19 protein-coding genes and 2 pseudogenes are annotated in these 24,256 nt (G+C 64.8%); 9 read left to right on the top strand and 12 right to left on the bottom strand.

Translation table 11 applies throughout. The features are described from left to right. Positions 1–91: 91 nt before the first annotated feature. The 3 genes from P7V53_RS22600 to P7V53_RS22590 all read right to left on the bottom strand — a co-directional run bounded on the left by P7V53_RS22600 (position 92) and on the right by P7V53_RS22590 (position 3,489). Positions 92–1,084, bottom strand: a complete 993-nt coding sequence (locus P7V53_RS22600; protein ID WP_280151764.1) for a tripartite tricarboxylate transporter substrate binding protein — start codon at positions 1,082–1,084, stop codon at positions 92–94. 429 nt (positions 1,085–1,513) lie between these two features. Continuing rightward, entirely contained in the window at positions 1,514–2,299 is a 786-nt protein-coding gene (locus tag P7V53_RS22595; protein WP_280151763.1) for an enoyl-CoA hydratase-related protein, read from the bottom strand. 11 nt (positions 2,300–2,310) lie between these two features. Beyond that, positions 2,311–3,489, bottom strand: a complete 1,179-nt coding sequence (locus P7V53_RS22590) for an acetyl-CoA C-acyltransferase (RefSeq protein WP_280151762.1) — start codon at positions 3,487–3,489, stop codon at positions 2,311–2,313. Between the two features lie 173 nt (positions 3,490–3,662). On the opposite strand from P7V53_RS22590, the gene P7V53_RS22585 reads away from it, so the two are divergent. The 4 genes and pseudogenes from P7V53_RS22585 to P7V53_RS22570 form a co-directional block, all read left to right on the top strand. After that, the gene (locus P7V53_RS22585; RefSeq protein ID WP_280151761.1) at positions 3,663–5,591 is read left to right on the top strand and encodes an acyl-CoA synthetase; all 1,929 of its coding nucleotides are present in this window, start codon (positions 3,663–3,665) and stop codon (positions 5,589–5,591) included. Between the two features lie 297 nt (positions 5,592–5,888). Next, entirely contained in the window at positions 5,889–6,578 is a 690-nt protein-coding gene (locus P7V53_RS22580; protein WP_280151760.1) for a hypothetical protein, read from the top strand. 538 nt (positions 6,579–7,116) lie between these two features. After that, positions 7,117–7,584, top strand: a complete 468-nt coding sequence (locus tag P7V53_RS22575; RefSeq protein ID WP_280151759.1) for a hypothetical protein — start codon at positions 7,117–7,119, stop codon at positions 7,582–7,584. 68 nt (positions 7,585–7,652) lie between these two features. After that, a pseudogene (locus P7V53_RS22570) lies at positions 7,653–7,769 on the top strand (integrase); the annotation flags it as partial. A 511-nt stretch (positions 7,770–8,280) separates the two neighbouring features. On the opposite strand, the gene P7V53_RS22565 reads toward P7V53_RS22570, so the two are convergent. Then, positions 8,281–10,917 (bottom strand): excinuclease ABC subunit UvrA, encoded by a 2,637-nt coding sequence (locus P7V53_RS22565; RefSeq protein ID WP_280151758.1) that lies wholly within the window; start codon positions 10,915–10,917, stop codon positions 8,281–8,283. A gap of 848 nt (positions 10,918–11,765) precedes the next feature. Beyond that, positions 11,766–13,016, bottom strand: a complete 1,251-nt coding sequence (locus P7V53_RS22560; RefSeq protein WP_280151757.1) for an MFS transporter — start codon at positions 13,014–13,016, stop codon at positions 11,766–11,768. Positions 13,017–13,095: 79 nt separating this feature from the next. Between P7V53_RS22560 and P7V53_RS22555 the strand changes: the two genes are divergently transcribed. Further along, positions 13,096–13,266, top strand: coding sequence for a hypothetical protein (locus P7V53_RS22555; protein WP_280151756.1), 171 nt, complete (start codon positions 13,096–13,098; stop codon positions 13,264–13,266). Here the strand turns inward: P7V53_RS22555 and P7V53_RS22550 are convergent. Beyond that, complete coding sequence (locus tag P7V53_RS22550; protein WP_280151755.1) at positions 13,247–14,134, bottom strand: AraC family transcriptional regulator; 888 nt, start codon at positions 14,132–14,134, stop codon at positions 13,247–13,249. The genes P7V53_RS22555 and P7V53_RS22550 overlap by 20 nt on opposite strands. Positions 14,135–14,265: 131 nt before the next feature. On the opposite strand from P7V53_RS22550, the gene P7V53_RS22545 reads away from it, so the two are divergent. Next, entirely contained in the window at positions 14,266–15,021 is a 756-nt protein-coding gene (locus P7V53_RS22545; RefSeq protein ID WP_280151754.1) for an SDR family oxidoreductase, read from the top strand. A gap of 122 nt (positions 15,022–15,143) precedes the next feature. Beyond that, complete coding sequence (locus tag P7V53_RS22540) at positions 15,144–15,839, top strand: hypothetical protein (protein WP_280151753.1); 696 nt, start codon at positions 15,144–15,146, stop codon at positions 15,837–15,839. Between the two features lie 292 nt (positions 15,840–16,131). On the opposite strand, the gene P7V53_RS22535 is transcribed toward P7V53_RS22540, so the two are convergent. The 3 genes from P7V53_RS22535 to P7V53_RS22525 all read right to left on the bottom strand — a co-directional run bounded on the left by P7V53_RS22535 (position 16,132) and on the right by P7V53_RS22525 (position 19,864). After that, positions 16,132–16,806 (bottom strand): Type 1 glutamine amidotransferase-like domain-containing protein, encoded by a 675-nt coding sequence (locus P7V53_RS22535; protein ID WP_280151752.1) that lies wholly within the window; start codon positions 16,804–16,806, stop codon positions 16,132–16,134. A 498-nt stretch (positions 16,807–17,304) separates the two neighbouring features. Beyond that, positions 17,305–18,438, bottom strand: a complete 1,134-nt coding sequence (locus P7V53_RS22530; RefSeq protein ID WP_280151751.1) for a branched-chain amino acid ABC transporter substrate-binding protein — start codon at positions 18,436–18,438, stop codon at positions 17,305–17,307. 127 nt (positions 18,439–18,565) lie between these two features. Beyond that, the gene (locus tag P7V53_RS22525) at positions 18,566–19,864 is read right to left on the bottom strand and encodes an alpha/beta fold hydrolase (RefSeq protein WP_280151750.1); all 1,299 of its coding nucleotides are present in this window, start codon (positions 19,862–19,864) and stop codon (positions 18,566–18,568) included. 656 nt (positions 19,865–20,520) lie between these two features. Between P7V53_RS22525 and P7V53_RS31540 the strand changes: the two are divergent. Beyond that, positions 20,521–20,598 (top strand): annotated as a pseudogene (locus tag P7V53_RS31540) (SAM-dependent methyltransferase); the annotation flags it as partial. A 13-nt stretch (positions 20,599–20,611) separates the two neighbouring features. Continuing rightward, positions 20,612–20,800, top strand: a complete 189-nt coding sequence (locus P7V53_RS22520; protein ID WP_280151749.1) for a DUF938 domain-containing protein — start codon at positions 20,612–20,614, stop codon at positions 20,798–20,800. 205 nt (positions 20,801–21,005) lie between these two features. On the opposite strand, the gene P7V53_RS22515 is transcribed toward P7V53_RS22520, so the two are convergent. From P7V53_RS22515 to P7V53_RS22505, 3 genes are all read right to left on the bottom strand, one after another. Beyond that, positions 21,006–21,623: a YdeI/OmpD-associated family protein gene (locus P7V53_RS22515; protein ID WP_280151748.1), complete on the bottom strand. Its 618-nt coding sequence runs from the start codon at positions 21,621–21,623 to the stop codon at positions 21,006–21,008. 462 nt (positions 21,624–22,085) lie between these two features. After that, on the bottom strand, positions 22,086–22,499 hold the full coding sequence (locus P7V53_RS22510; protein WP_280151747.1) for a hypothetical protein: 414 nt from the start codon (positions 22,497–22,499) through the stop codon (positions 22,086–22,088). Positions 22,500–23,373: 874 nt separating this feature from the next. Beyond that, positions 23,374–24,252 (bottom strand): response regulator transcription factor, encoded by an 879-nt coding sequence (locus P7V53_RS22505; protein ID WP_280156581.1) that lies wholly within the window; start codon positions 24,250–24,252, stop codon positions 23,374–23,376. Positions 24,253–24,256 lie beyond the last annotated feature (4 nt).

Raw genomic sequence — 24,256 nt, 5'->3', positions numbered from 1 at the left:
ATTTGTGCCAGGAATGAAGCGGTTGCGAAACCCTGAGTCGGTTGCTTGCGGCGCGCCTGCGAGGCGAAGCAGAACCCGCTGTGGCCGACGACTAGTCGAGCTGGATCTTTGCCGATTCGATAATCCTGCCCATCGCAGCCCGGTCGGCAGCCAGGAAGTCGGCAAACTCCTTCGGCCCCGAGCCTACAGGCTCAACATGGAGGGCCTTCAGGCGTGTCGCGATATCCGGGTCATGGACGATGGCCTTCACTTCTCGCGAAAGGCGTTGTACGACCGCATCCGGTGTGCCAGCCGGGGCGAAGAGTCCGAACCAGACCGTGATGTCGATGCTCTTGTAGCCATACTCTCCAATGGCCGGAACGTTGGGCGCGAGAGGCGATCGGGATTGCTGCAGCACGGCGAGTCCTCGGACCCGCTGGGTCTCGATGAAGGGCAGCGCATTGGCGGCGGTGTCAAAGAGGATCTTGACATGACCCGCCATCAGGTCCCTGATCGCGGGTGCACCGCCCATATACGGAAGATGTTCCATATCGGCGTTCGTTTCCTTCTTGAACAACTCTCCGGCCAGATGACCCGTGGTTGCATTGCCGAAGGACGCGTAGACAAACTTCCCCCGGGTGCGGGCAATCTCGGACAGCAGGCCCGGTACATCCCTGTAGGGCGCGTCATTGTTCGCGACCAGAACCAGCGGGTTGCGAACGACCAGGGAGACAGGCTGGAAGCTGGTCTTCGGGTCGTATGGCAACTTCAGTTTTCGCCACGGATTGGTCGAGAAGGTCGTGTTCGAGGTAAAGAGCAGTGTGTAGCCGTCGGGATTCGCCTTCGCGACATGCTGCGTGCCCAAGATGGTGCTGGCGCCTGCTATGTTCTCGACGAATACGGGCGATTTCAGGTTCTGCTGCAGTCTTGCTGCGACGATTCGGGCCACGCTGTCAAGTCCGCCCCCGGCGGGCCATGGCGCGATGATGCGGATCGGCCGGGCAGGATTGTCTTCTGCAAGCGAGGAGAGTGGCAAGGAGAGCCCGAGAAGCAGGATCATCGATGACCAAACGAGGGTTCGGCCGAGGTTTCCCAGTTTGTTCATGATGTCTCCTTGTTCGATGTGAGGTGATATGGGTTTGTGCAGCACTTTGGAGAGTCGCGCTGGTTCAGCGCACGTGAAGTTATAGAACTTGTCTGACACGCGATACTCCGATCGCCCAGGAGGCCGGAGCGATGAAACGCGGGCGCGCCGGCACGCTCACCCACGACTACAAGCGCCATGGCACGACCACTCTGTTTGCGGCGCTCAACACGCTGGACGGCCGCGTGATCTCGATGTGTCAACCGCGGCACGGCCACAGCGAGCGGCAGATTTCTGCGGCTCATGATCTGTACGTCGCCCATCACAACATCGATCCAAGCCGTCAAACTGGACCGCTCGCGCGTCCGACATCCTGGCCGGGGGTACGCCGGCGAAGGCCGCGCTCACCGGCACCGCGAGACAAGTACCAGAACAGAGTGGTGCGTTGCACTAGCGCGTTGCTCCCGTGAATTCCGCTTGTCGTTTCTCCATGAAAGCACGCGCGCCTTCACGCTGGTCTGGCGTGCCGAAGGCCGCGGAGAAGGCGAGCAGTTCCATGGTCACGCCTTGACTGATGTCGGCGTCGTAGCCGCGGTCGATCACGAGCTTGGCCAAGCGCGACGCCCACATTGGCTTGGCTGCCAATCGGCGCGCCAAGCTCTTCGCTTCATTGAGCAGATCTTCCGGGGCCACGACCTTGTTGACGAGACCGATGCGCAGCGCTTCGAATGCGTCGATCCGCTCTCCCAGCAGGATCATCTCTTTCGCCTTGCTCAACCCGACGAGGCGGGAGAGTCGCTGAGTTCCTCCTCCGCCAGGGATCAGGCCGACATTGATCTCCGGCTGCCCGAGAATCGCGGACGAGGCCGCGATCCGGATGTCGGCTGCCATGGCGAATTCCAGGCCGCCGCCCAGTGCCAGGCCGGCGATCGCAGCCACGGTGGGCTGTCGCAGCGAGGCGAGGGCTTCGGTGATGTCAGGCGCGTCATTGATCTGACGCATCGCCTCCATCGGCGTGCGAGCCAGCATCTCTTCGATGTCGGCGCCCGCGGCAAAGACCTGATTGCCTCCCCAGATCAGGACCGCTCGAACCGACTGGTCATGGCGGATGCTGTCGATCGCCTGGACGATTTCGGTACGGATTTCGTTGTTCAATGCATTGAACTTCTGCGGGCGATTCAGCTGGATGATGAAGATGTCATCCTCGCGGCTGGCAACGATCATGGACTCGGACATTCGGACACTCCTTATTGATAGATCTCGAAAAGGCCAGCGGCACCCATGCCGCCGGCAATGCACATCGTCACGACCGCGTGACGGGCCGATCGCCGTCGGCCCTCCAGCAGCACGTGGCCGACTTGTCGGGCGCCGGTCATGCCAAACGGGTGCCCGATGGAGATAGCACCGCCATTGACGTTCAGCTTTTCCATCGGAATGCCAAGGCGGTCTCGCACGTACAAGGTCTGGCAGGCATACGCCTCGTTCAGCTCCCAGAGATCGATGTCGTCGACCTGCAGCCCATGCTGTTTGAGGAGCTTGGGGACGGCATGGATCGGGGCGATTCCCATCTCGTCGGGTGCGTTGCCGGCGACCGCGAACCCGAGAAAGGCACCCAGGGCATCGATGTTGCGTTGCTCTGCCAATCGGCTGGACATCAGCACGCAAGCAGCCGCACCGTCGGACAACTGGCTCGAGTTGCCGGCGGTGATCGATCCGTTCTCCATCAGGGGCTTGAGCGCGGCCAGACTATCCGCGGTGGTGTGCGGGCGATTGCCCTCGTCTTGCATCAGTTCGACTTCCTGGTACTCGGGCGCGTCGCCTTCGGTCACGCGCTTACGAGACTTCATGGGGACGATTTCTGCTGCGAAGGCCCCGCGTCTCTGTGCATCGGCCGTTCGCCGCTGACTAACCAGGGCATATTCATCCTGCGCGTCACGTGAGATGCCGTAGCGTTCTGCAACGACCTGGGCGGTGTCGTTCATGGGCATGTAGATGGCGGGCAGGTGTTCGGCCAACCAGCTTTCGCGAATGGTGGTGCGCGCGCGGACCGGCTGCACCAGGCTGATCGATTCCACCCCGCCCGCGACCACCACCGGAACACGGTCCACCAAGATACGGGCGGCAGCAGCGGCCACGGCGTTCAGGCCGGACGAGCAGGCGCGGGAGATCGTCGAACCCGCCACGCTTTCGGGCAGCCCGGCACGTACAGCGGCATGGCGCCCAATGTTCAGCCCGGTGGCCGCCTCCGGCATGCCACAACCCAGGATCACCTCGTCGATCTCGCCTGGGTCCACCCCTGCCCGCGCCACCGCGTGGCGAACTGCATGGCCAGCAAGAGTGGCGCCATGGGTCTCGTTGAATGCGCCCTTGAAGGCTTTCCCGATGGGTGTTCGCGCAACAGAGACAACAACAGCTCGATTCGTCATTGCACCTCCTTATAGACAGTCGTTCGAATAGTAGACGCTGTTCGCGACTCCATTCCTAGGGTTATCCCGAACATACAGGCTCAAATGTTCCGTAGACACTCGTCTACACGTGTACTAAACGCACGGCCCGATCTTCCGACTTGTTGGTAGTCACTTGAATACGAGGTGAAGACATGAGCGATTGGCTAGAAGCACGCTTGCGCATGAGCGACAGAGCAGACGTCGAGGCCTTCGAGTGCACGCCACTCGCGGACTGGAGGCTTCCGGGCTCGGTCTACGATGCAATACGCGGGCGGGCAACAACCCAGTCACAAGCCCCAGCCATCCGGTTCATTCCCGACGGCGAGACCCCGGGGATATGCATCACATGGACGTTTGCGGAGCTCCTGCAGCGCATCACGCAGGTGGCGAATTTCATGCATACGCTCGGCGTGAGAGCAGGCGACAAGGTCGCCGTGCTCATGCCGAACACGCCAGACGCTCACGCGAGCATCTGGGCCGCCGAAACGATCGGCGTCGTTGTCCCGATCAACTACATGCTCGAACCAGAGCAGATCTCCTCGATCATTCGCGACAGCGGAAGCACCACGTTGATTGCGCAGGGCCCGCATCCGGACTTCGACATCTGGCAGAAGGTCCCATTGCTGGATGCACCGGAACTGCAGCGCGTGCTGTGGGCTCCGGCTGCTGGAATCAGCGCCAAGAGCCAAGAGCAGCTTCGGGACGATCTCGTCGTCGCAAGTCGCAAGGTCCAACTCCATGCACTGGCTGACTACCTGGACGAAGCGCACGAGAAACTGATGTTTGAGCCCGAGCAAGACCCACATCGGTTGGCAGCGCTCTTTCACACAGGTGGCACCACCGGCGCCCCCAAGCTGGCGATGCAGACGCATTGGAACCAGATCGTCAACGCATGGCAGCAGGGGCTTTGCATGTCCATGGAGCCAGGCCATGTGCGGCTATGCGGACTGCCTGTTTTCCATGTGAACGGTGCGATCGCCAACGGACTCGTCCTGTTCATGGCAGGAGCATGTCTCGTTCTCACGGGCATCAGAGGCTTCCGTGACGCTGGTGTCATGCGCAACTTCTGGCGCATCGTGGAGCTGTACCGTGCGCAGTCCCTGGGTGCGGTCCCGACATTCCTGGTCAGCCTTGCGCAAACCGATGTCGGCGATTGCGACATCAGCAGTCTCGAGTTCGTCCGATGCGGCACGGCGCCGTTGTCCAGGCAACTGGCACGGGACTTCAGCGCACTGGCTGGCGTCGAGGTGATCGAGGGCTACGGCTTGACTGAAGGTACGTCGATCAGCTCGATGAATCCGCGCTTCGGAGAGAAGCGGATCGGTTCAGTCGGAATCCGAATTCCTTACCAGCTCTGGGAAATCCGCAAGGAGTTGCAGCGCGGTTCCGAGTGGCAGAAGTGCGCAGTCGGTGAACTGGGCGCCGTTTTCATCAGCGGCCCCAACGTGATCCCTGGGTACGTCGAGGGAAAGGAGTCCGATGATTCCTTCAGCCCGGATGGCTGGTACAACACGGGCGATCTCGGTGCCATCGATGCAGATGGCTATCTCTGGCTGACCGGCAGGGAAAAGGACATCATCATCCGCGGCGGCCACAATCTCGATCCCCGCATGATCGAAGAGGCTCTGTACGCCAATCCCGCAGTCCAACACGCGGCTGCCATCGGTCGTCCAGACCGGTACGTGGGCGAGATGCCCATCGCTTACGTCTCTCTGCAGCCCGGGGTCGATGCTGACTCCGAATCCTTGCTTCGTTTTGCCGCTCAACGCATTCCGGAACGCGCGGCGATTCCAAAATTCGTGAAGATCGTCCGCGAGATGCCGCTTACGGCAGTGGGGAAGATATTCAAGCCGGCGCTAAGGAAAGATGCGACCTTCGACGGCTACGCTGATGCCCTCGGGGGGATGATCGGCGCATACAACCTCGCGATATCCGTCACTTACGAGGGGGGAGGGACGGCAGTGCGCCTCGAGGCGACCAACCTCTCTCCCATTCACCACGACCCGCTGCGCCGTTTCGTGCGCGACGCGCTCAAGACGTTTACAGTGCAATACGAACTCGCCTTTTCCGTCCGGTACTGACCGGGACTTGGTGTGGAGCGTGGGCTCGCCGCAAGCCGTCGGTGAGCCGCTCTCGCGCCGGACGACCGGTCAAGCTCGAAACCTGTCGTCCGACCGCTTATCCGGGCGGTGAGCTGAAGCCGCTGCCTGCAGCGTCCGCAATATGAGGTGACCAACTGGCGCTGCGAGTCGCTTGCTGACGGCCCGCCGTGCTCGACACTGCATCAAAACCAAGACGCCGTTGATGTGAAAGGCAGGCCAGTGGCTTGATGAGCGCAAGATTGCTACCACGCCGGGAGATCTTGTGAGGAGAGACTCATGGGCTTTCTATCCCACGTTCTTCGCCGCCGCATGTTCGCCGCGCTCTTGCTTACCGCTGGCGCAGCGGCTCACGCCCAACTTGCCGACGGACATTTCAGGCTCCTTCGCACGGGAGGCGATCTGACGGATCCGAGTATCCTCGGACAGGTGGTGATCGAGGGCCCCAGTCCCATTCCCGACGGTACCTACGAATGGTTCTATGACCGGCCCGGCGCGGCAAGAGCGCCGGATGGGACGCCGATCACCGCGGCGCAGGCAGCGGGCGCCTTCGTCAACATCGGACACGCTCGCGTCGACCCTTCGCCCGGAGCGCCGTTCAATGGCATGACGTTCGCTGCCTCGGTACGCGACAACCGCCTGGTTAACTTGAGCCTGTGTGCCAATGTGGTTGATCAACGGACATTCGCTGCCGGAGGCCAACCGCTCTACGCCGTCTACGCCACGTTGTGCGTTCAGGCCGACCACTACAGCTATTCCGAGACATTGATCGCGTTGTCTCCGGACAGCCCGTTTCAGACCGGATCGCTCGGGTCATTGGGTCTGGTCCTCTACGGCATTCCCGAGCCGGCTACCTTCGAACTTTTCCTGGCCGGGGTGGCATTCGTGGTGGCTTTGCGCGTGAAGCACAGGGCCGCTCGCTGCGGGGCTCACACATGGCCGTGGCAGCAGCGGGCACTCAATCCGTAGACGCCGCATCTGTCGCTCGGGTGCGTTCCCTGCCGCTGTGAGCTGTCGGTCGCGTTTGTGCGGTGAAGGCAGGAAAAGACTGACTGCTGCCGTTCGAACTTGGCCTACCGAATGACGCCGCCTGCCGAAAGCTGACCTTGGCGGTCTTCTCGGCGAACGGCAGGTCCACCTCAGAACTTGACGTTCACCGACCCTTTAAGGAAAGCGAGTTCGACGACCGCGGTCGCTCGAGGGTGGCAATCGAGACCGTGTGGAGATCGCGTGTGAACGGCTGCGTCCCAAAGTCGCGAACTGACGCTGCCGACCCGAAAGCGGTCGGCCGGTGCAGTGTGATGCAGACGCTCGGTACCCGCCGGCGGTGACCAACGCCGGTGGCCGCGGGCGTAGACTGACGGGCAGCCGATGGGCCCAGTGGAGGATGCCATGGATGCCACCAGCGCAACGGGTATGTGTCCGTTAATGATGCTGATGGACACGGGGTGCTTCGACGTCGACCCGACATCGGATGGCGGGCACCACCGACTTGGGGAGCCACTTCATGTTGAAAGTTGTTCGGGGGCCGGTTCGCCGCAGGGTTCTTTTTGCTTTCGCCCTTTTGCTGGTCTGTGGCGCATCCAGCGCTCCGGCCGTCGCTCAGGATGAGTGGGCGAACCTCGTTCGAGAGCAAGTTCGACGGGTCGGACAGCGTTTCAGCGAAAACGGCTTTGCCATGTCGCATCAGGTGTACGTGGAATCGCTCGATGCTGGCGCTCACAGCGATGTGAATATCGCACTGGACGTGGGCAAGAGTTATCACTTCGTCGGCGTTTGCGATGGCGACTGCTCGGATATCGACCTGTCTCTCCGATCGCCCAACGGGCACGTGACCGACGAGGACAATTTGGAGGACGACCACCCGATGGTCGCAGTTTCACCTAGCCGCGGCGGGACGTATGTTCTGCGAGTGACGATGGTCGCATGCAGCGCGAATCCCTGCCGCTTTGGCATCGGCAGCTTCAGCAAGTAAGTCGGCAGAAGTGCGCGCAGTCCTAGACAGGGACATCTGGATGCGAAGAATGAAGGTGACGCCTCATCAAGAACGTGTGAGCGGTACAGCTGCTCCTTCGGCACTCCAAGCCGGAGTCGACCGCGAGGTCCCTCCACATCGAGATCGATGACGCCCTCGAGATCTCCGAACAGATGGAGATCTGATCCTCCGGACGATCGGCCGTCCCTGCCTGAGTGCCGGGCGGCCTGACTCGATTGGATGACCGCGATATGGCGAGACCGTGAGTTGAGAAGGCGGCCATCACCGACGGCACCCGCTGCGCCGCTGGCCTGCTGCCCATCGAGGCTCGCGTGGACCGTCGATTCGAGACTGGACCCGGACACTCGACGTCGGCACCCGAACGACAGCGGCTGTCATCAGCGACCTTTCGAAGGCCGGCGTGGTCGGCGGCGGCAACGACCGCTGTACTTCTGAACCAGGCCCTCAAGGGAGCGGAGACCTGCTCGTGCGAACGGCAGGTAGCGCACGAGGCGAACTCGACCTTCCGACCGGTTGCGGACCATTGCGTCGCCGATGTCGCCGCCTAACAGCCGTCGTTGGGACTGATCTATCGCGGCATGGGAGGTGAATATCAACTGACCCACTGATCGTCGAATGGCGGCGGCACCGGGCCTTCCCGAAGCTTGCGCAAAGGCCGTCGTGCCTGTTCGGGGCTCACGTGCCGGCAGCCTGGAGCACGTGCGCCAGATAGGGCGCTGTCCGGATGCCCTGGGCCCGCGCGACGTCGGCGGGCGTACCGGCTGCCACCACGCGGCCCCCTTCGTCGCCCGCGTCGGGGCCCATGTCGATGACCCAGTCACTCTCGGCCACCACGCGCATCTCGTGCTCGACCACGACCACCGTGTTGCCCGCGTCGACGAGGCCCTGCAGCTGCGCCATCAGCTTGTCGACGTCCGCCGCATGCAGGCCGGTGGTCGGCTCGTCGAGCACATAGAGCGTGCTGCCGCGCTGCATGCGCTGCAGCTCGGTGGCGAGCTTGATGCGCTGCGCCTCACCGCCCGACAGCTCGGTGGCAGGTTGCCCGAGCCGCAGATAACCGAGTCCGATCTCCTGAAGCAGCTTGAGCGGCCGCTGGACGGCGGCCTCGCCGGCAAAGAAATCGAAGGCTTCGTTCACCGTCATGCCGAGCAACTCGGCGATGTTCTTGTCGCGCCAGGTGATCCGCAACGTCTGCTCGTTGTAGCGCGCACCGTGGCAGGTCGGGCAGGGTGCATAGACGCTGGGCATGAAGAGCAGCTCCACGCTCACGAAGCCTTCGCCTTCGCAGGTCTCGCAACGGCCCTTGGCCACGTTGAACGAGAACCGCCCCGCGTCGTAGCGGTGCGAGCGCGCTGCCTTGGTCGAGGCGAACAGCTTGCGCACGTGATCGAAGAGCCCGGTATAGGTGGCGAGGTTGGAGCGCGGCGTGCGGCCGATCGGTTTCTGGTCCACCTGAACCAGCCGCTTGACCGCCTCCATGCCTCCCGCAATGTGGCCCGCGGTCGTGCCGGGCGTCGCGCCCTCGAGCTCGTCGACCTCGTCCTCCGGTGGTGGCGCGTCGTGTCCGAGTTGCGCCGCCACCAGCTCGACGAGGGCCTGGCTCGCGAGGCTCGACTTGCCCGAGCCGGACACGCCCGTGACCGCGGTGAGCACGCCCAGCGGGAATTGCGCATCGACGCCGCGGAGGTTGTTGCGGCTGACGCCCGCGAGCTTCAGCCAGCCGGCCGGCGAGCGCGGCGGGTCCTTGCGGCGTGCCGTCGGGGCGAACAGATAGCGTGCGGTTCGGGAGGCTTCCACGTCGCGAAGTCCGTCGGGCGGGCCGCTGTAGAGCACATGCCCGCCTTGCTCGCCCGCGTCGGGACCGACGTCGACGATCCAGTCTGCATGGCGCATCACTTCGAGGTCATGCTCGACGACGAAGATCGAATTGCCCGAGTGCTTCAGATGATCGAGCGCCACCCGCAGCGCTTCTCCGTCGGCCGGATGCAACCCGGCCGATGGCTCGTCCAGCACGTACACGACGCCGAAAAGGTTCGAGCGGATCTGGGTCGCGAGGCGCAGCCGCTGCAATTCGCCGGGCGAAAGGGTGGGCGTGCTGCGGTCCAGGGACAGGTAGCCGAGCCCCAGCGCGGTCAGCGTGTCCACCCGCTCGACGACGTCGTGGGCGATGCGTTGCGCCGCGATCCGCTTTTCCTCGGACAGATTGGGCGTGCGGCGCACGTCAGGTGCGCCCTGATGCGCGGAACCGCCCGCTGCGATACGGCGCTCGGTGTCCTTGCGCGAGGCCGCCCGGCTCAGGGTCGCGCGACCTTCCTCCGCGAGCAGCTTTCCTTCGGCGGCGGGCGCCAGCACCTGCGCGAGCTGCGCGAGCGGCATGTGCGAGATCTCGCCGATGTCGTAGCCGGCGAAGGTGACCGACAGCGCCTCGCGCTTGAGCCGCTTGCCGTGGCAGGCCGGGCACACGGCTCCCACCATGAAGCGCGACACGCGCTTCTTCATCATGGGACTCTGCGTGGTGGCGAAGGTGTGCAGCACGTACTTCCTGGCGCCCGTGAACGTGCCCTGGTAGCTGGGCTCCATCTTGCGGCGCAGCGCAGCGCGTGTCTCGGCTGGCGTGAAGCCGGCGTACACCGGCACGGTGGGCTGCTCTTCGGTGAAGAGGATCCAGTCGCGGTCCTTCCTGGACAGGTCGCGCCAGGGCTTGTCGACGTCGTAGCCCAGCGTCACGAGGATGTCGCGCAGGTTCTGCCCGTGCCATGCAGGCGGCCACGCTGCGATCGCGCGTTCGCGGATGCTGAGCGAGTCGTCGGGCACCATCGACTGCTCGGTGACTTCGTACACGCGGCCGAGGCCGTGGCAGGCGGGACATGCACCCTGGGGCGTGTTCGGAGAGAAATCTTCCGCGTACAGCATCGGCTGCCGGGGAGGGTAGTTCCCGGCGCGCGAATACAGCATGCGCAGCAGGTTGGCGATCGTCGTGACGCTGCCCACCGACGACCGTGTGCTGGGGGTTTGGCGCTGCTGCTGCAGCGCCACCGCCGGCGGAAGGCCGTCGATCGAATCGACCTCCGGCACGCCGACCTGGTCGATGAGGCGGCGCGCGTAAGGCGCCACCGATTCGAAGTAGCGCCGCTGCGCCTCGGCATAGAGCGTGCCGAAGGCGAGGGACGACTTTCCCGAGCCGGACACACCGCTGAACACGACGAGCGCGTCGCGCGGGATGTCGACGTCGACGTTCTTCAGGTTGTGCTCGCGGGCTCCGCGCACGCGCACGAACCCCGTGACCGCGTGGTCTTGCGGCGCTTCATACATCTGGGGCTTGTCTCTGCGCATGACACGGCGCAGCAATCGACGTGCCGTAGAAGTCGCTTCGGCAACGACCTTCAGCCTCAGCGCGTGCGCCAGGCCGACCATCGTGGAAGCCGTGGAGCGAACCGCAGCTGCTGGCTGACCTGCGTGCCGCGCTGGCCTTCGACCCAAGCGCCGCCCGAGCGCCGACGTGCTGCAACGGCGCCGGCTCGAGGCGCTGGAGCCGGGCATCACAGGTCGAGTTGGGCCCGAACGGCGAAGTGCTGATGCCAGGCCATCTGCCGACGCGCCCGGGCGAGCTGTGAGACGGCCTCGGTGCAGCCGCGGCAACCATTGCCGAGCTCTCTCGCAACGGTACTGTGGGACTTCCACCAAACGGTAGCGTGGGTTCGTTGCCTTCAGGGTGGCCGAGCCCCTGGTGCCGGAGGGATGAACTCCTTCGACGCTACTACTTCCAAGTGGGTACGGTCAGTCGCGCATACCGGGCGATCGACAGCTACACCGTCGCGCGGTTGCGCCGGTGATTGCGGACCAAGTTCAAGCAGCGACGCAAACGGGGAGGGGGCTATCCACCCTCGATCCTCTACGACCGACTCGGACTCGTGCGCCTGACTTGGCGGGGACGAAACCGCACGTGGGCGAAGGTGTGAAGTCTTGTCCGAGAGCCGGATGCGGGACATCTGCACGTCCGGGTCGATGAGCGACAGTCCTACGGCCGCAGTACCTCGTACAACGACTATTCGAGCCAGCGCCGGTCGCCGGGGTCAATGACTGCTTGGTGTCGCTCAGCGCGAGTACAGCCGCGGGCGGCCATCGACAGCACCTGCTGCGAAACAGAGCATCGAGGTCAGTCAGCCTGGCTCACTCGAAGCCTTCTCCGATGGCGCTCGTGGCAACCAGGCGAATGTCATCGCGCCGAGCACTAGCAGCCCAGCAATGGTCAATAGCACCGGCTCGAAGATGTCGGTGCCCTGTGACTTGGCGATCGATGCGATCAGGCCGGTGAACCATTGCATCATCGCGACGCCGAGAAACATCGACATGGTGAACAGCGCCAGCGCGCGCCCGACGATCCGCTGCGGATAGGCGGCGCGCACCTGCGCATACTGCAGGACCATGTAGCCCGATAGCATGCCGATCGCAAGCGTCAGCGCGATGTCGACCACTGCACTGCGACCCAACGCGAGTAACACGAACATCGCCGCCGACACAAGTGTCCAGCCGATCAGCCAGCGGCGCCGCTTGTCGTTGCCGGGGTCTAGGCGGCCGAACACCGAGGGGCTGAGAAGCGAGAACAGCGATACCGCCAATGCCACGTTCCCGCTTTCCACCAGCGAAAAGCCATGCCGTTCGATCAGCATCGGGCCGAGCCACAGGCCGCGCAGGGTGATGAACGAGGCATAGCAGACAAACGACAGCGCGACGATGCCTGCCGTGTGCGGTAGCTTGAACAGTGACACGAAAGTCAACGCTGCGCGGCCAAGAGATTCGCGCGGCACGCCCGGATCGGACGAAGGCGACCCAGGCTCGTGCACCTTCCACGCGATCAGTGCCCATGCAGCCACCGAGCAGCCGGTCAGCACCCAGAAGCCCATGCGCCATGACGAGGTCTGCACCAGCCACGCCAACGGCGTGCCGGTGGCGAGCAGCCCGATGCCGCCGATGCTCAGCACCGTGCCCGACATAGCGGCGAACCGCGCCGGGTCGAAGCGCCGAGCGATGAAAACCGTGCATGCGAGAAACGCAGGCGCACAACCAACGCCGATCAACACCTGGCCGAGCACCAATGTGCTGTATGACGGGGCCAGAGCCGACAGCACCGCGCCTGCGACGGCCAGTGGAAAGCCCATCAGCACCGTCCGTCGCACTCCGTGCAGGTCGATGCCGATGCCGACGAAGAACTGCATGGCGCCGAACGCAAAATGAAAGGCACCGGCGAACGTTCCGAGCTGCTGCGGCGACAGACGGAATTCGGCTTGGAGCGGCGGGGCCAGCACCGCCGCGACGGTGCGAAAAGCTTGGCTCATCGCAAAGGCGGCGGTCAGCGCCAACAGCATGATCCATGGCTGCAGGCGCCCCGACGAGGGGATGTCAGTTCGCATGAATCGCGAGGCTAACCGCATCGCGAGTGGCCGGCCCGGTGGCGGTGCTGTTAATTCAGCTGCAGACGGGGTGCGGAGTGTGCAGCGGACGCTCGCCCGCCGCGAGGGCGTCGTTCACCAGAGCGGCAGCTATCCGCTCCAGGGCTTCTCAGACGCGGAATGGACGAGCGAATGGCGCGAGCGCTGTCTGGTCGAGCTGGGCGAGGACGTCAGCCAGGTCGAAGGCCGGCTCACGCCGCCTGGGCGCTGAGGCGCGCAGCCGCCACGTCGCGCACCGGTGGCTGGCCGAACAGGCGGCCGTATTCGCGGGTGAACTGCGGCACGCTCTCGTAGCCAACGGTGAAGGCGGCGCTGCTGGCGCTCAGCCCTTCGGCCAGCATCAGCCGCCGCGCTTCGATCAGGCGCAGCTGCTTTTGAAACTGCAGCGGCGACAGCGACGTCGTCGCGCGGAAGTGGCGGTGGAAGGCCGATGCGCTCATGCCGGCCACGTCGGCCAGTTGCTTCACCCCCCATGGTTTTGAGAACTCCGCGCGCAGCAGCGCCGCCGCACGGCCGATGCGTTCGGCATGGCCGCCGGGCCAGCCGAGCTGGCGGATGGCGGCGCCGTGCCTGCCGGCCAGCAGCCAGTAGTGCACCTCGCGCAGCAGCGTGGCCTGCAGCACAGGCAGCGCCTCGGGCCTTTCCAGCAATCTCAGCAGACGCAGCGCCGCGCTCGCCACCTCGGCGTCGGTCGGCAGCATGCGCACCGGCGCAACCTTGCCCGCCGTCGCCGCCTGCATCTGCCCGGCCAGCTCGGCAATGAGGGCGGCGTCCAGCTCCAACACCAGCGAGTAGTAGGGCGCGGCCAGCGTGGCACGCGTGATCTGGCTGACGGTCGGTACGTCGGCGGTGATCAGCAGCGATTCGCCCGCCGAGAAGTCCAGCGCCTGCGCACCGAGCGTCACCTGCTTGCGGCCCTGCACGACCAGGGCCACCAGCGGCCGCGAGATCGCGTAGACCAGTCCGCTCGGCGCGGTGGCGCGCACCGTCGTCAGGCCGGGGATGGGCGTGCGGGCGATGCCATGGGCGTCGGCCTGCGCATTGGCGTGGCGGCGGACAGCATCGAGCAAGTCATTCATGACCGCAAGCCTACAGCGGCGGGGAGCCGGGCAGTCGAGAAAGCAGGATCAGGCAAGCGATGGCGAGCTTCCGACAACCAAGGTCCCATGCTCAAGACGAGCATGAAGACCTTCGTTCACAGGAGCCATTCATGACCACCATCAGCCTCATCACCGGCGCCAGCCGCGGTCTCGGCCGCAACGCCGCTCTGCACCTGGCCCGCCGCGGCGGCGATGTCATCGTCACGTACCTAAGCCGTGCCGACGCGGCCGAGGCCCTCGTCGCCGAGATCCGCGCGCTGGGCCGCCAGGCCGTCGCCTTGCCGCTGGACGTGGGCAACGTCGCAAGCTTTGCGGCCTTCGCCGAGCGGCTGCGCAGCGTGCTGCGCGACACCTGGTCGCGCGACAGCTTCGACCATCTCGTCAACAACGCCGGCCACGGCGACTACGCCCTCGTCGCCGACACGACCGAGGCGCAGTTCGACGGCCTCGTCAACGTGCACTTCAAGGGCGTGTTCTTCCTGACGCAGGCGCTGCTGCCGCTGCTGGCCGACGGCGGTCGCATCGTCAACCTGTCCTCGGGCCTGACTCGCGTGTCGTTCCCCGGCTACGGTGCCTACGCGGCGGTCAAGGGGGCCGTGGAGGTGCTGACGGTCTACCTCGCCAAGGAGCTGGGCGCCCGCGGCATCGCCGTCAACGCGGTGGCGCCCGGCGCCATCGAGACGGACTTCGGCGGTGGCTCCGTGCGCGACGACGCGGAGGTCAACCACCTCTTCGCCGGCATGACGGCGCTGGGCCGGGCCGGCGTCCCCGACGACATAGGGCCCATGGTGGCGAGCCTGCTTTCGGCGGACAACCGCTGGGTCAACGCTCAGCGCATCGAGGTGTCAGGCGGGCAGGCCATCTAGCCAACCGGCCAGGCCTTGGGCAGCCGCACGGCCGCGCCGCTTGGGCGCGCTCGACGGCCGCATGGGGCGGGGCAGCAGGGCGCGCGATTTGCTGTCAGCCCTTATCTCCCAGGAGAAATGCCGTGACGTCTGCACCGTGGATCGTTCTGCTCGCTGTCCTTCTGTGCGCCCCCACGTGGGCCGATACGCTCGCCATCGTCCAAGTCCCGCGCGGCGAGATCTTGTTGCTTACCGAGGCCTGCGGCACCCCCGAGAGCCGCATCCAGCGGGCAGTCAAGCGGGCCAGCGGCGAGCGCATGGAGGGATGCTGGTCGGTGAACGCGCGCGGCAACCCGGTGATCATGTGGGGCGACGGCCGCGTGCAGGAAGTGGCCGAGTCGCGCGTTCGGCTCGCGCCGAAATACGCCGCGATGCTGGACGAGCAGCCCGCGCTCGGCGGGACAGGCGCCGCGGCGAGGTCCGACACCACCGGCAGGACCGCTGCCCCGCCCAGCGGCGACGCCGGCGGCGGGTCCACCGCCGCCTCGCCGGCCGCCACGGCGTCGGTCGACTTCCCGCGCGCCTCCTGGTGCAAGGACGCCCGCTTCCCGCACGAGAAGCTGGTCTGCCGAGACCCCGAGCTCGCCGCCGCTGACCTCGCACTGGCGCCGCTCTGGCGCTCGTACCGCGACGAGCTCAAGCTCACCGCGGTGCAGCAAGGGCGCGCCAAGAGCGAGTACTTCCGCCGCCTGAAGGACTGCGGCGCGAGCAAGCCGTGCATCCAGCGGGAGCAGGCCGCGCAGGCGCGCTTTTACCGCCAATCGCTGCCCCAGCGCTGAGCGGCGCCGACGACGCCAGCGTCAAGCGCGTTCGACGCTCGTCGTTCATCGGCAAGCTGCCCACCCGTTGTTGCTTTCGGCTCCCGCCCGCGGATGACAGCAGCAGACTGAGTGCAGCCGATCGACATCCCTCCCTCGTACGTCCGCTTGTCCGGCTGGCAGACGGAGGGTTGCCGTCAGACAAGACTGGGTCAGGAGTCCCATGGTGTCCTCCCTTCTGGCCGCAACTGTGAGGTCGCCATCAAGCCGGACAACGGTCCTTCGATCCGGCGAGGGCTGAAACCTCTCGTCGTCAGCGGCCGAAAAACTTCCAGTACCCTTCCGAGACGACTTCGACAGTGCCATCGACCACTTTGATGGCGGTCTGGTCATCGATGGCGTATGCCGGACATCCGAGGCCGGCCGCCCACTTTTCCGCGGCGGCCATCGAGTTCTCCGGAAGATCCGGGTGATCCAGGTGAGGAAAGATCGAGAAGTCGACGACCCCGAGCGCGATGTCGTCACCGGTAATGGACGGCTTGGTTTCGACAAAGTCCTCTCCGACCCGGGGGGTCATGACCATGCTCCCCGCGCTGAGGCCCACCCAGACCATCTCGGGCAGCGACTGCAGGAGGTCCACGAGCGCCGACTGTCGCATCCAGTGACTCAGATACACGGCATCACCGCCATTCACCAGCAGAACGTCCGCCTGCCGAACCCAGGGCTCCCAGCGCTCCTTGTCAATGCTGGGCAGCGCGGTGAGCTCGAGCACGCCCAAGGATTTCCACCCCAGCTCGCACATCGGCGTGCGAGGCTCCTTGCCGGCAAGGAAACGCCATGCGCCGCCCGCCGTGCCGCGCGGATGTCCGTATCCGGCGGTGGGGATGCACAGGGCATGGGAGTCGGCGATCGGTTTGCGCAGGAGTTCGAGCAGCGCGTCATGAATGCTCGCGTTCCTGATGCCGGCGGAAGTGAGGAGTAGTTTCATGATGCCTTTCCGAAGCCTGGCCGGGCGGCCAGTCAGGGGAACGACGATTGGGGACGCCGGGAATCGACATCGTCTTGCAGTTTCCTTTTCTCCTTTTCGCGGGTGCTGCTTTTTCGGTGCGACGCTGGGGATCGAGGGCGGGCCGCAGGCGAAGCAGTCGATGCCGACTGTCAGCTCCTGGCCCGAGGGTGAACGGTCCGCAAGTCGACTGTCCGAAGCACCTCCGAACCGGCCGTTCAAAGGCAGCGCAGAAGACGACCATGTCCGCCGCGACATTGGGTTCGCCAGTGGCCGCTCTCGCAACTTGCGACATGGAACTGACGACCCATAGGAGTCCCTGGACGCCGCTGGGAGGGATCCCAAAAGCAGACCGTCGAGGTCTTAGGAAGACCTTCTCGACACAGCTTCTTCCGATCGAAACTCAGCCAGCGCGGTGAACAGCGGCGCTCACTCACCGATTGACCAGGCCTCGCCTCTTGTGAATGGGGATCTCGCCGACTAGTCGAGCGTAGTCTTCTTGCCGTCACGGTAGACGTACAACGTCATCGGCGGGTTCTTCATCTCTCCGTCGGGCTCGAAGCCGATCCGCCCCGTGACGCCTTCGTAGTCAGCGCTGAACAGCTTCGTGGCATAGACACGCGGATCGGCCGAACCGGCGCGCGCCATAGCGTCGACGAGCACCATGGTTGCGTCGTAGGTGTAAGGGGAAGGGGTCTGGTACTGACCTGGAAAGCGGGCGTCGTAGCGCGCCTTCCATGCGGTGCCGCTCGCCATTCTTTGGATCGACCTGCCACCTTCCGTACAGAGGACGTTGTCGGCGACCTTCGCGCCGCCGGAGAGCTTGCCGAGATCCGGATTGCAGATGCCATCCCCGCCGAGGAACTTGACGTCGACGAGTCCAAGTTGCTCCATCTGACGGAGCATTGGGCCGGCCTGCGAATACAGCCCACCGAAGAATATTGCGTCGGGGTGCTTCGACTTGATGGCGGTCAGTTGCGCATTGAATTCGCTCGCCTTGTCGTTGGTGTACTGCTCCTCAACGATCTTTAGGCCCAGGCCAAGCGCCGTCTTCTTGAACACCTCCGTCACGCCTTGGCCGTAGGCTGTCCGGTCGTCAATCACCGCGACCGTCTTCACGCCCAGAGCGTGCGCCGCGTGGCGCGCAATACTCGCGCCGAGGGTGTTGTCGTTGGGTGTCATGCGAAAGGTCGTCTTGTAGCCGGCCTGCGTCAGCTTGGGGTTCGTCGCTCCCATGGTGATGTGCGGCACGCCACATCGATGGTAGATCGCCGCGGCCGGGATCGTGGTCCCCGAGTTCAGGTGCCCGACGATGCCATTCACCTTGGCGTCGCACAACTTCTGGGCCACGGCGGTGCCCTGCTTCGGATCGGCCGCGTCGTCCTCGGAAACAAGCTCAAAGTGCGCCGGCCTGCCTCCTATCGCCATGCCTTTGGCGTTGAGATCCTCGATCGCCATCCGCACGCCATTCTCGGCATCCTTACCATAGGCAGCGTAGCCGCCGGAGAGCGGGCCGACATGCCCGATGCGCACGACGAGATCCTGCGCTGGCGCGGGGCCGACAAGTGTCGCGAAGCAAACGGCTGAGCCGAGAGTACTGTGGAACGAGTTCATGGCGCCTCCATTTGAGCGTTTCCTCGAACGAGAACTCACGGTATGGCGTCGAATGCGATCTGTCCTGATTCCGCGACGAAATTCACCGAACCTTTTCTGATCGGGCCACGTCGTTCGGTGTCCGTGATCAGTGGTCGCCGCGCCGTATCGCAGTCCCAACCCGAGGAACGGTGCTCGCTGGAACAGCGCGCAGTTCCGGGCGTGCGGCCGATCCGGGCAGGTGGAGCACGTCTGCCTGCGGCAGCAGAAAGTCGTCGATCAAGTCATAGACCTGCTCGAACGCTGGCTCGCCCGGCAAAGGCGTGTGATTAACGCTGTCAAAGGGCTCAAGACGCGCACCCGCAATCGACGAGGCGATCAGTCGCCCCTGCTCGAACGGTACGCACAGGTCGTGGGGACTGTGCAGTACGAGCGTGGGACAGCGCACGCGCGCAAGATCGTCCGACACATCGCACTCGGCCACCATGCGAGCGAGCTGCGCGGCGTCGTGTCGCGTACAGGACGCTCGCTGCAATGTCAGAAACGCCTGCCGCTGCTCGGAGTCGGCGCCTGGGAACATTTCTGAGACGATGAGCTGCTGGAACGCGGCATTGTTTTGTCCCCACCCGTTTTCGACCAGTTGCCAGAAGGCGCGGGCCTGGTCGGAATCGGGCGGTGTCTTGCTACGCCTTAGCCAGCCTCGAACAAGGCCACCGAGAAGTACAAGGCTGGTTACCCGCTCCGGGTTTCTCGCCGCGTATCGGATCGAGATCGCGCTGCCTTGCGAGCGTCCCAGCAACGCAAACTGGTCCCACCCGGCCGCATCAACGACAGCGGCGAGATCCTCGACCGCTTCATCGAGTGTTCCCAGCGGAATGTCTCGATCGGACAGGCCAGAGCCACGACCATCGTAGCGAAGCAATCGGTGGTGTTGCGACAGGCGGTGGATGGTTGGGCCGTACACCGGGTTGTGCCGCTCCCATTCGAGATGCGTCATCCAGTGCGTCGCACGCACCAGCGGTGGCCCTGAGTCGCCGGTCACGGCGTACGCGATGCGCACTCCGTCTGCCGAGGTGGCGAAGCGGATGTCTTGGTGGAATCGGGCCGGCGATGCGCCTTCGTCTTCCGTCTCCGCAGTGACGAGGAGACGATAACCACGCTTGGGCTCGGTCTGCAGCACGCGCCGCTCGTCATCTGCGATTGCACGGCGGATCAGCTTGATGCATTGCACGAGGCTGTCGTCGGTGACAACAAGACCCGGCCACGCTTCGTGAATCAACTCATCCTTACTGACGAGCTGACCGGCGCGACGGGCTAGACACTCCAACACCGCAAAGGCCTGCGGCCGCAGTGGCACGCGCGTGCCGCTACTTGTGCGCAATTCGTGCTGCTCCGCATCGACGACGAATCCGGGCAACGCAACGATAAGTCTGCTGTCGGTTTCCACGTCCGGACCTCCAATCCCTCCGGCCCGGCGGCGAACTCAGAAGTGATGGGCCGACACTCCTACTGTATACCTCGGGGCGGTCCAATCGGCGCGCACCGCGCGCGCCTAATGGCGGGCTTGCCGAGCGAACCTGCCTTCGACCAGCTCAACCGACGCATAGACGAACTCGCTGGTGGCGCGACCGTGCGCCCACTGCCTGAAGGCACTCACTGTGGCCAGCGCCTCGCAACGTGACATCGCGCCCGACCTCTTGAGTCGAGCCTATTGCTGACTCCGCTGTCGCTTCGGAAAAGTTCGTCGCGATTTCGGCCGCCTTTCAGGACAGCCACCGGCAAGTCCTCCATCGTGTCGATGCGCGCTCGAAGAGCGGCGCAGCATCCCGAGATCAACCTGACGGAGCGCGCCATGTCCATCGACCCCATTTCACGAAGCAGCGGGAACTTGAAGTTCGATCGACCTGTGACTCTCATGCCAGGTCCTTCACGGATGCGGCAACCGATGGGCGTCCTTCGCTGCCATAGCGTTGAACCGCCAGCAGTGCGACCAGGGCGCATCCGGTGATCAGCACGCCGCAGGTATCAGCGCGACCGGCACCGCGGTGCCCTCTGAAACGAAACCCACCCAGGTACTGCTCAGGAAAGCGGAGAGGGCGAACGATGGCGGGCGCCGGCACGATCGTGCCCGCCGGCGGCGTGCTTGTGACCTACGGCCCGTACATGCGCGGCGGCGCGCACACGTCGCAGAGCAATGAAGCGTTCGACGTTGAGCCTGCGCGCAAGGAATCCGCTCTGGGGCGTGCGCGACATCGACACGGTGGCGGAAGTCGCGGGCAATGAAGGCCTTGCGCTGGAGGAGGCCGTACCGATGCCGGCAAACAACTTCACGCTGGTCTGGCGCAAATCCACCGGCGCATTCCCCGGCGCGCGGGGTTCTTGAGCACCTGAGCTGTCAGCCACGAATGGCAGGAACTGGCCGCTGGCGCGCAGTCAGGCTCTCGAGTCCCTCGAGCCCATGTTCGACATTCGTCGCGACCTGAAAGTTGGTGCCGAAGGAAGTGCCGAGGCCGTCGGTGGCATCCGGTGAAGCCTCGTGGCCGCGCTTCAAGAGGTGTGGCCCAGGAGACCACGCGTAAACCTCGCGGTCATGCCTTGGCACTGGGCTTGAAGATGTGGATGGTCTCACCGCGCGCGAGCATCTCCACCAGCTGGGCGATGCGCCTGGCGCGCGTCTCGGCCTTCACGGCCGTCTGTATGCGCCACAGTACCGCGTAGCGATTGGCCGCGTTGATCGTTGCAAAGAAGGCCTTGGCCCTCGGCTCGGCTTCCAGCGCCGCCAACAGGTCCTCCGGCACCGCGGACGTGCGCGCTCCGTCGTAGGCCTGCGCCCAGCGTCCGTCGGCCTTGGCGGCCTCGATCTGCGCGTAGCCCGGCGCTTGCATGCGGCCCGCCCCGATGAGCGCCGCGACCTTGTCGACGTTGATCTTCGACCAAATGCTGCGCGCGCGCCGCGGCGTGAAGCGCTGGAGAAAGTGCTGGTCGTCAAGGCCCTTCTTCTGGCCGTCGATCCAGCCCCAACAGAGCGCGACCTCCACCGCATCGCGGTAGGTGACGCTGGGTTCATCGGCGCCCCGCTTGGCGATCTTGAGCCAGAGGCCGTCGGAGGTGGCGTGGTTCTTCGTCAGCCAGGTCTCGAAAGCCTTGGCGCTCTTGAACAAGACCGGCGAGGAGTCGAGTCGGGTGGCGGATTTTGCGGCGGGCATCGCATGGAGTGTGCTGCAAGAGAGCCAGCGCGGTTCGCTGCACAGCGGCATGGGCCTTGGTGCATCGTCACGGCCTGGAGAGGCCGGCCTGGCCAGAGCCCGCGCGGCAATCGCGCAGCTCACACGAAGGCGTTCGATCGCGCCACCCTGCGCGCCTGCGCCTCGGCATCCGGCCGCGATGCCAGCGAGGAGTCGGCCATGAACGGCTGGTCTTGGCCGGGACGGTGAGTCCACCCCCACTCCTGGAAGCTGACCCTCGCGGGGGAACTGATGGCAGCATCGGCTGGTTGATCGCACCCAGATGCCGCCATTGGCCTGCAGGCGCATCCTGCGTGGCCCTCAACTCGATGAGAGACCTTCAGTCCCGGCCAAGCGGGTCCACAATCGACCGCTTTCCCAGAGCCGAAGACTCTGGAACAAGCCACTGTCGACCCCGGGTACTCGGATATCGGTGTAGTTTCCCTACTGCCGAGTGGCGCCGACGCGCGGAGGCTCGGGGTTCGTGAGAAGAAAGTGAGGGGGATTTTCTATCCCGAACGGCCGTACGCTACTTCTCCCTAATATTGTTCCCCGGACAAGTTCTCCTGCCCACTCGTCGAGTACTCCAATTGTTGAAAGCGGCCGAAGCTCTCGCAGAACGGTTCTTGCAGCCCCATGAAGATGCTCGGGATTCTCTGCGGCAAGCGTATCGGCGGAATGAGACACATCTCTTCCCTCACGCACCAGCAAACGCCAAAATCGAATTGCAATCTCTATCCCTGTTCTATTCGTTGCAAGATCTTCACTCGAAAAACTCGACAAATAGCCGGCCATCCCGACGCTACGCTGCATTGTTTCGAAGCGATAACTGAAGTCGAAGACGATCGATATCGCCATGTTTTCCTCCGCCGAGTAGTGCTCCGTTGCCGCGGAGCGGTACCTAGAGGGCGTGTAGGATTGTTCGAAATGCGCCCCACGATAGTGCTTTTCGAGCGTGAAGCTATCTCCGGTCGCAATGTGCTGCATTGCTACGAAAACTTCGGGTATCCAGTTCAGGTGCTGAGAATCGATTGGCCCTCCGCGTTCCGTGGCGAGATACCTCCGTACGTCGGATCGTCGTCGAAACGCACGACCAATGAAACGGTCAACCTGATCCTCACTCGGGGTCGGGTCGTATTCGACGGACCAGTCGCCGCGGGATCCCGGCGCCATGAGCGCCTGATGGCCGATTGGTCCCGGCACGCGCCCCACGCAGCGCGGGCCGCACGCGTGGTCCTCCGGCACACGGTCCTCGTGGTGCAGACGGTCGATGGGTTCGGACACACCCAGTGGCCCCACGGCTGCGCGCTGACACATTGGCCGCTCCATTGCGCGCCTTCCGCGCATCGATCGAGAGCGTACGCCAGCACTCCAGCCCTTTCAATCGCTGCCTTGAACGATGGGGTCCTCCCCAGTTCGAAGGATGGCGGCTGGCCCCGCTCAGAACTGCACCGCTCGGAGTTGGGCGGCCGGGCGATCCGGGAAGCGCAATCGAGTGGTCGCGGGGTCGCTGGAGGCGTCTCCGATCGACGCGACGCACCGTCGATCAGCCGGAGGGCCAACGGCCGTAGCTCACCGCTGCGCGCAACTCCAGTGGTGCGGCGGCGACGAGCTCGCCGTCAGGCTTCACTCCGCGGGTCGAACATGTCGCGTTAGCGCCGGAAGACTCATCAAGTCGATCGAACTGCCGCGTTCAGAGCATCCCCGGTCGAGCGCCAGCGTACCCACGAGGTCATCCCAACTCGCGACTCGCCAACGCCGCGGCCGCCGCACGCGTCTCCACGCCGAGTTTTTCGAACACGTGTTCGAGGTGCTTGTTCACCGTGCGGGGGCTCATGCCGAGAATATCGCCGACGTCACGGTTGGTCTTGCCCTTCGCGATCCACGACAGGACTTCGGTCTCGCGCGGCGTGAGCAATGCCGTCGCCAAGCGCGACGCGCTCGGCGCGTCGTCACCGCGCATACCGAGCAGCCACATCGTCTCGCCGAGGCCCGCGGCGCCGAGCTGTCGTGCGCTGATCGTGTGCCCGCCGCGGGTGAACGTGTGCAGCTCACCGCCCGCAGCCACGCTCTTGTCCAGCCACTCGGCACAGGCGGAGTCGTCGCCGCCGAAGAACTCGCCGACCATCGCCGCAGCGCGCGGCGATCGCCAAGCGATGCGACGGTGCGCATCGACCATCAGCACGCCGTGCCCGCCGATGTCGATGGCGTCGCGCGCCATGCGGGCGGCACGCGCGTTGCGAACGTGGGCCGCCAGGCGCGCCAGGACCTCGGGCGTGCGCACCGGCTTGACGACGTAGTCGACCCCGCCGGCACCGAAAGCCTTGACGATGTGATCCGTCTCCGACAGTCCGGTCATGAAGATCACCGGAATGTGCGACCAGGCCGGGTTCGACTTCAGCCGCCTGCAGGTTTCGAAGCCATCCAGCCCCGGCATCAGCGCATCGAGCAGCACCGCGTCGGGCGTCACGAGCTCGAGTCGCTCGAGCGCAGACTCGCCGTCGGATGCAACGAGCACCGTGTAGCCGTGCTCCTCGAGTTCCCTGCACAAGGCGCCGAGCGAACGCGGCGCGTCGTCGACGACCAGCACGATGTCGCCGACGTCGCTCATGACG

The sequence above is a fragment of the Piscinibacter sp. XHJ-5 genome, assembly GCF_029855045.1.
Taxonomy (GTDB): domain Bacteria; phylum Pseudomonadota; class Gammaproteobacteria; order Burkholderiales; family Burkholderiaceae_C; genus Albitalea.
This window is presented reverse-complemented; position numbering and strand designations above follow the sequence as displayed.

Coding starts and splice junctions, on each gene's coding strand:
- P7V53_RS22600 (WP_280151764.1), bottom strand. CDS start 1,084: ATGAACAAACTGGGAAACCTCGGCCGAACCCTCGTTTGGTCATCGATG.
- P7V53_RS22595 (WP_280151763.1), bottom strand. CDS start 2,299: ATGTCCGAGTCCATGATCGTTGCCAGCCGCGAGGATGACATCTTCATC.
- P7V53_RS22590 (WP_280151762.1), bottom strand. CDS start 3,489: ATGACGAATCGAGCTGTTGTTGTCTCTGTTGCGCGAACACCCATCGGG.
- P7V53_RS22585 (WP_280151761.1), top strand. CDS start 3,663: ATGAGCGATTGGCTAGAAGCACGCTTGCGCATGAGCGACAGAGCAGAC.
- P7V53_RS22580 (WP_280151760.1), top strand. CDS start 5,889: ATGGGCTTTCTATCCCACGTTCTTCGCCGCCGCATGTTCGCCGCGCTC.
- P7V53_RS22575 (WP_280151759.1), top strand. CDS start 7,117: ATGTTGAAAGTTGTTCGGGGGCCGGTTCGCCGCAGGGTTCTTTTTGCT.
- P7V53_RS22565 (WP_280151758.1), bottom strand. CDS start 10,917: ATGTATGAAGCGCCGCAAGACCACGCGGTCACGGGGTTCGTGCGCGTG.
- P7V53_RS22560 (WP_280151757.1), bottom strand. CDS start 13,016: ATGCGAACTGACATCCCCTCGTCGGGGCGCCTGCAGCCATGGATCATG.
- P7V53_RS22550 (WP_280151755.1), bottom strand. CDS start 14,134: ATGAATGACTTGCTCGATGCTGTCCGCCGCCACGCCAATGCGCAGGCC.
- P7V53_RS22545 (WP_280151754.1), top strand. CDS start 14,266: ATGACCACCATCAGCCTCATCACCGGCGCCAGCCGCGGTCTCGGCCGC.
- P7V53_RS22535 (WP_280151752.1), bottom strand. CDS start 16,806: ATGAAACTACTCCTCACTTCCGCCGGCATCAGGAACGCGAGCATTCAT.
- P7V53_RS22530 (WP_280151751.1), bottom strand. CDS start 18,438: ATGAACTCGTTCCACAGTACTCTCGGCTCAGCCGTTTGCTTCGCGACA.
- P7V53_RS22520 (WP_280151749.1), top strand. CDS start 20,612: ATGAAGCGTTCGACGTTGAGCCTGCGCGCAAGGAATCCGCTCTGGGGC.
- P7V53_RS22515 (WP_280151748.1), bottom strand. CDS start 21,623: ATGCCCGCCGCAAAATCCGCCACCCGACTCGACTCCTCGCCGGTCTTG.
- P7V53_RS22510 (WP_280151747.1), bottom strand. CDS start 22,499: ATGGCGATATCGATCGTCTTCGACTTCAGTTATCGCTTCGAAACAATG.
- P7V53_RS22505 (WP_280156581.1), bottom strand. CDS start 24,252: ATGAGCGACGTCGGCGACATCGTGCTGGTCGTCGACGACGCGCCGCGT.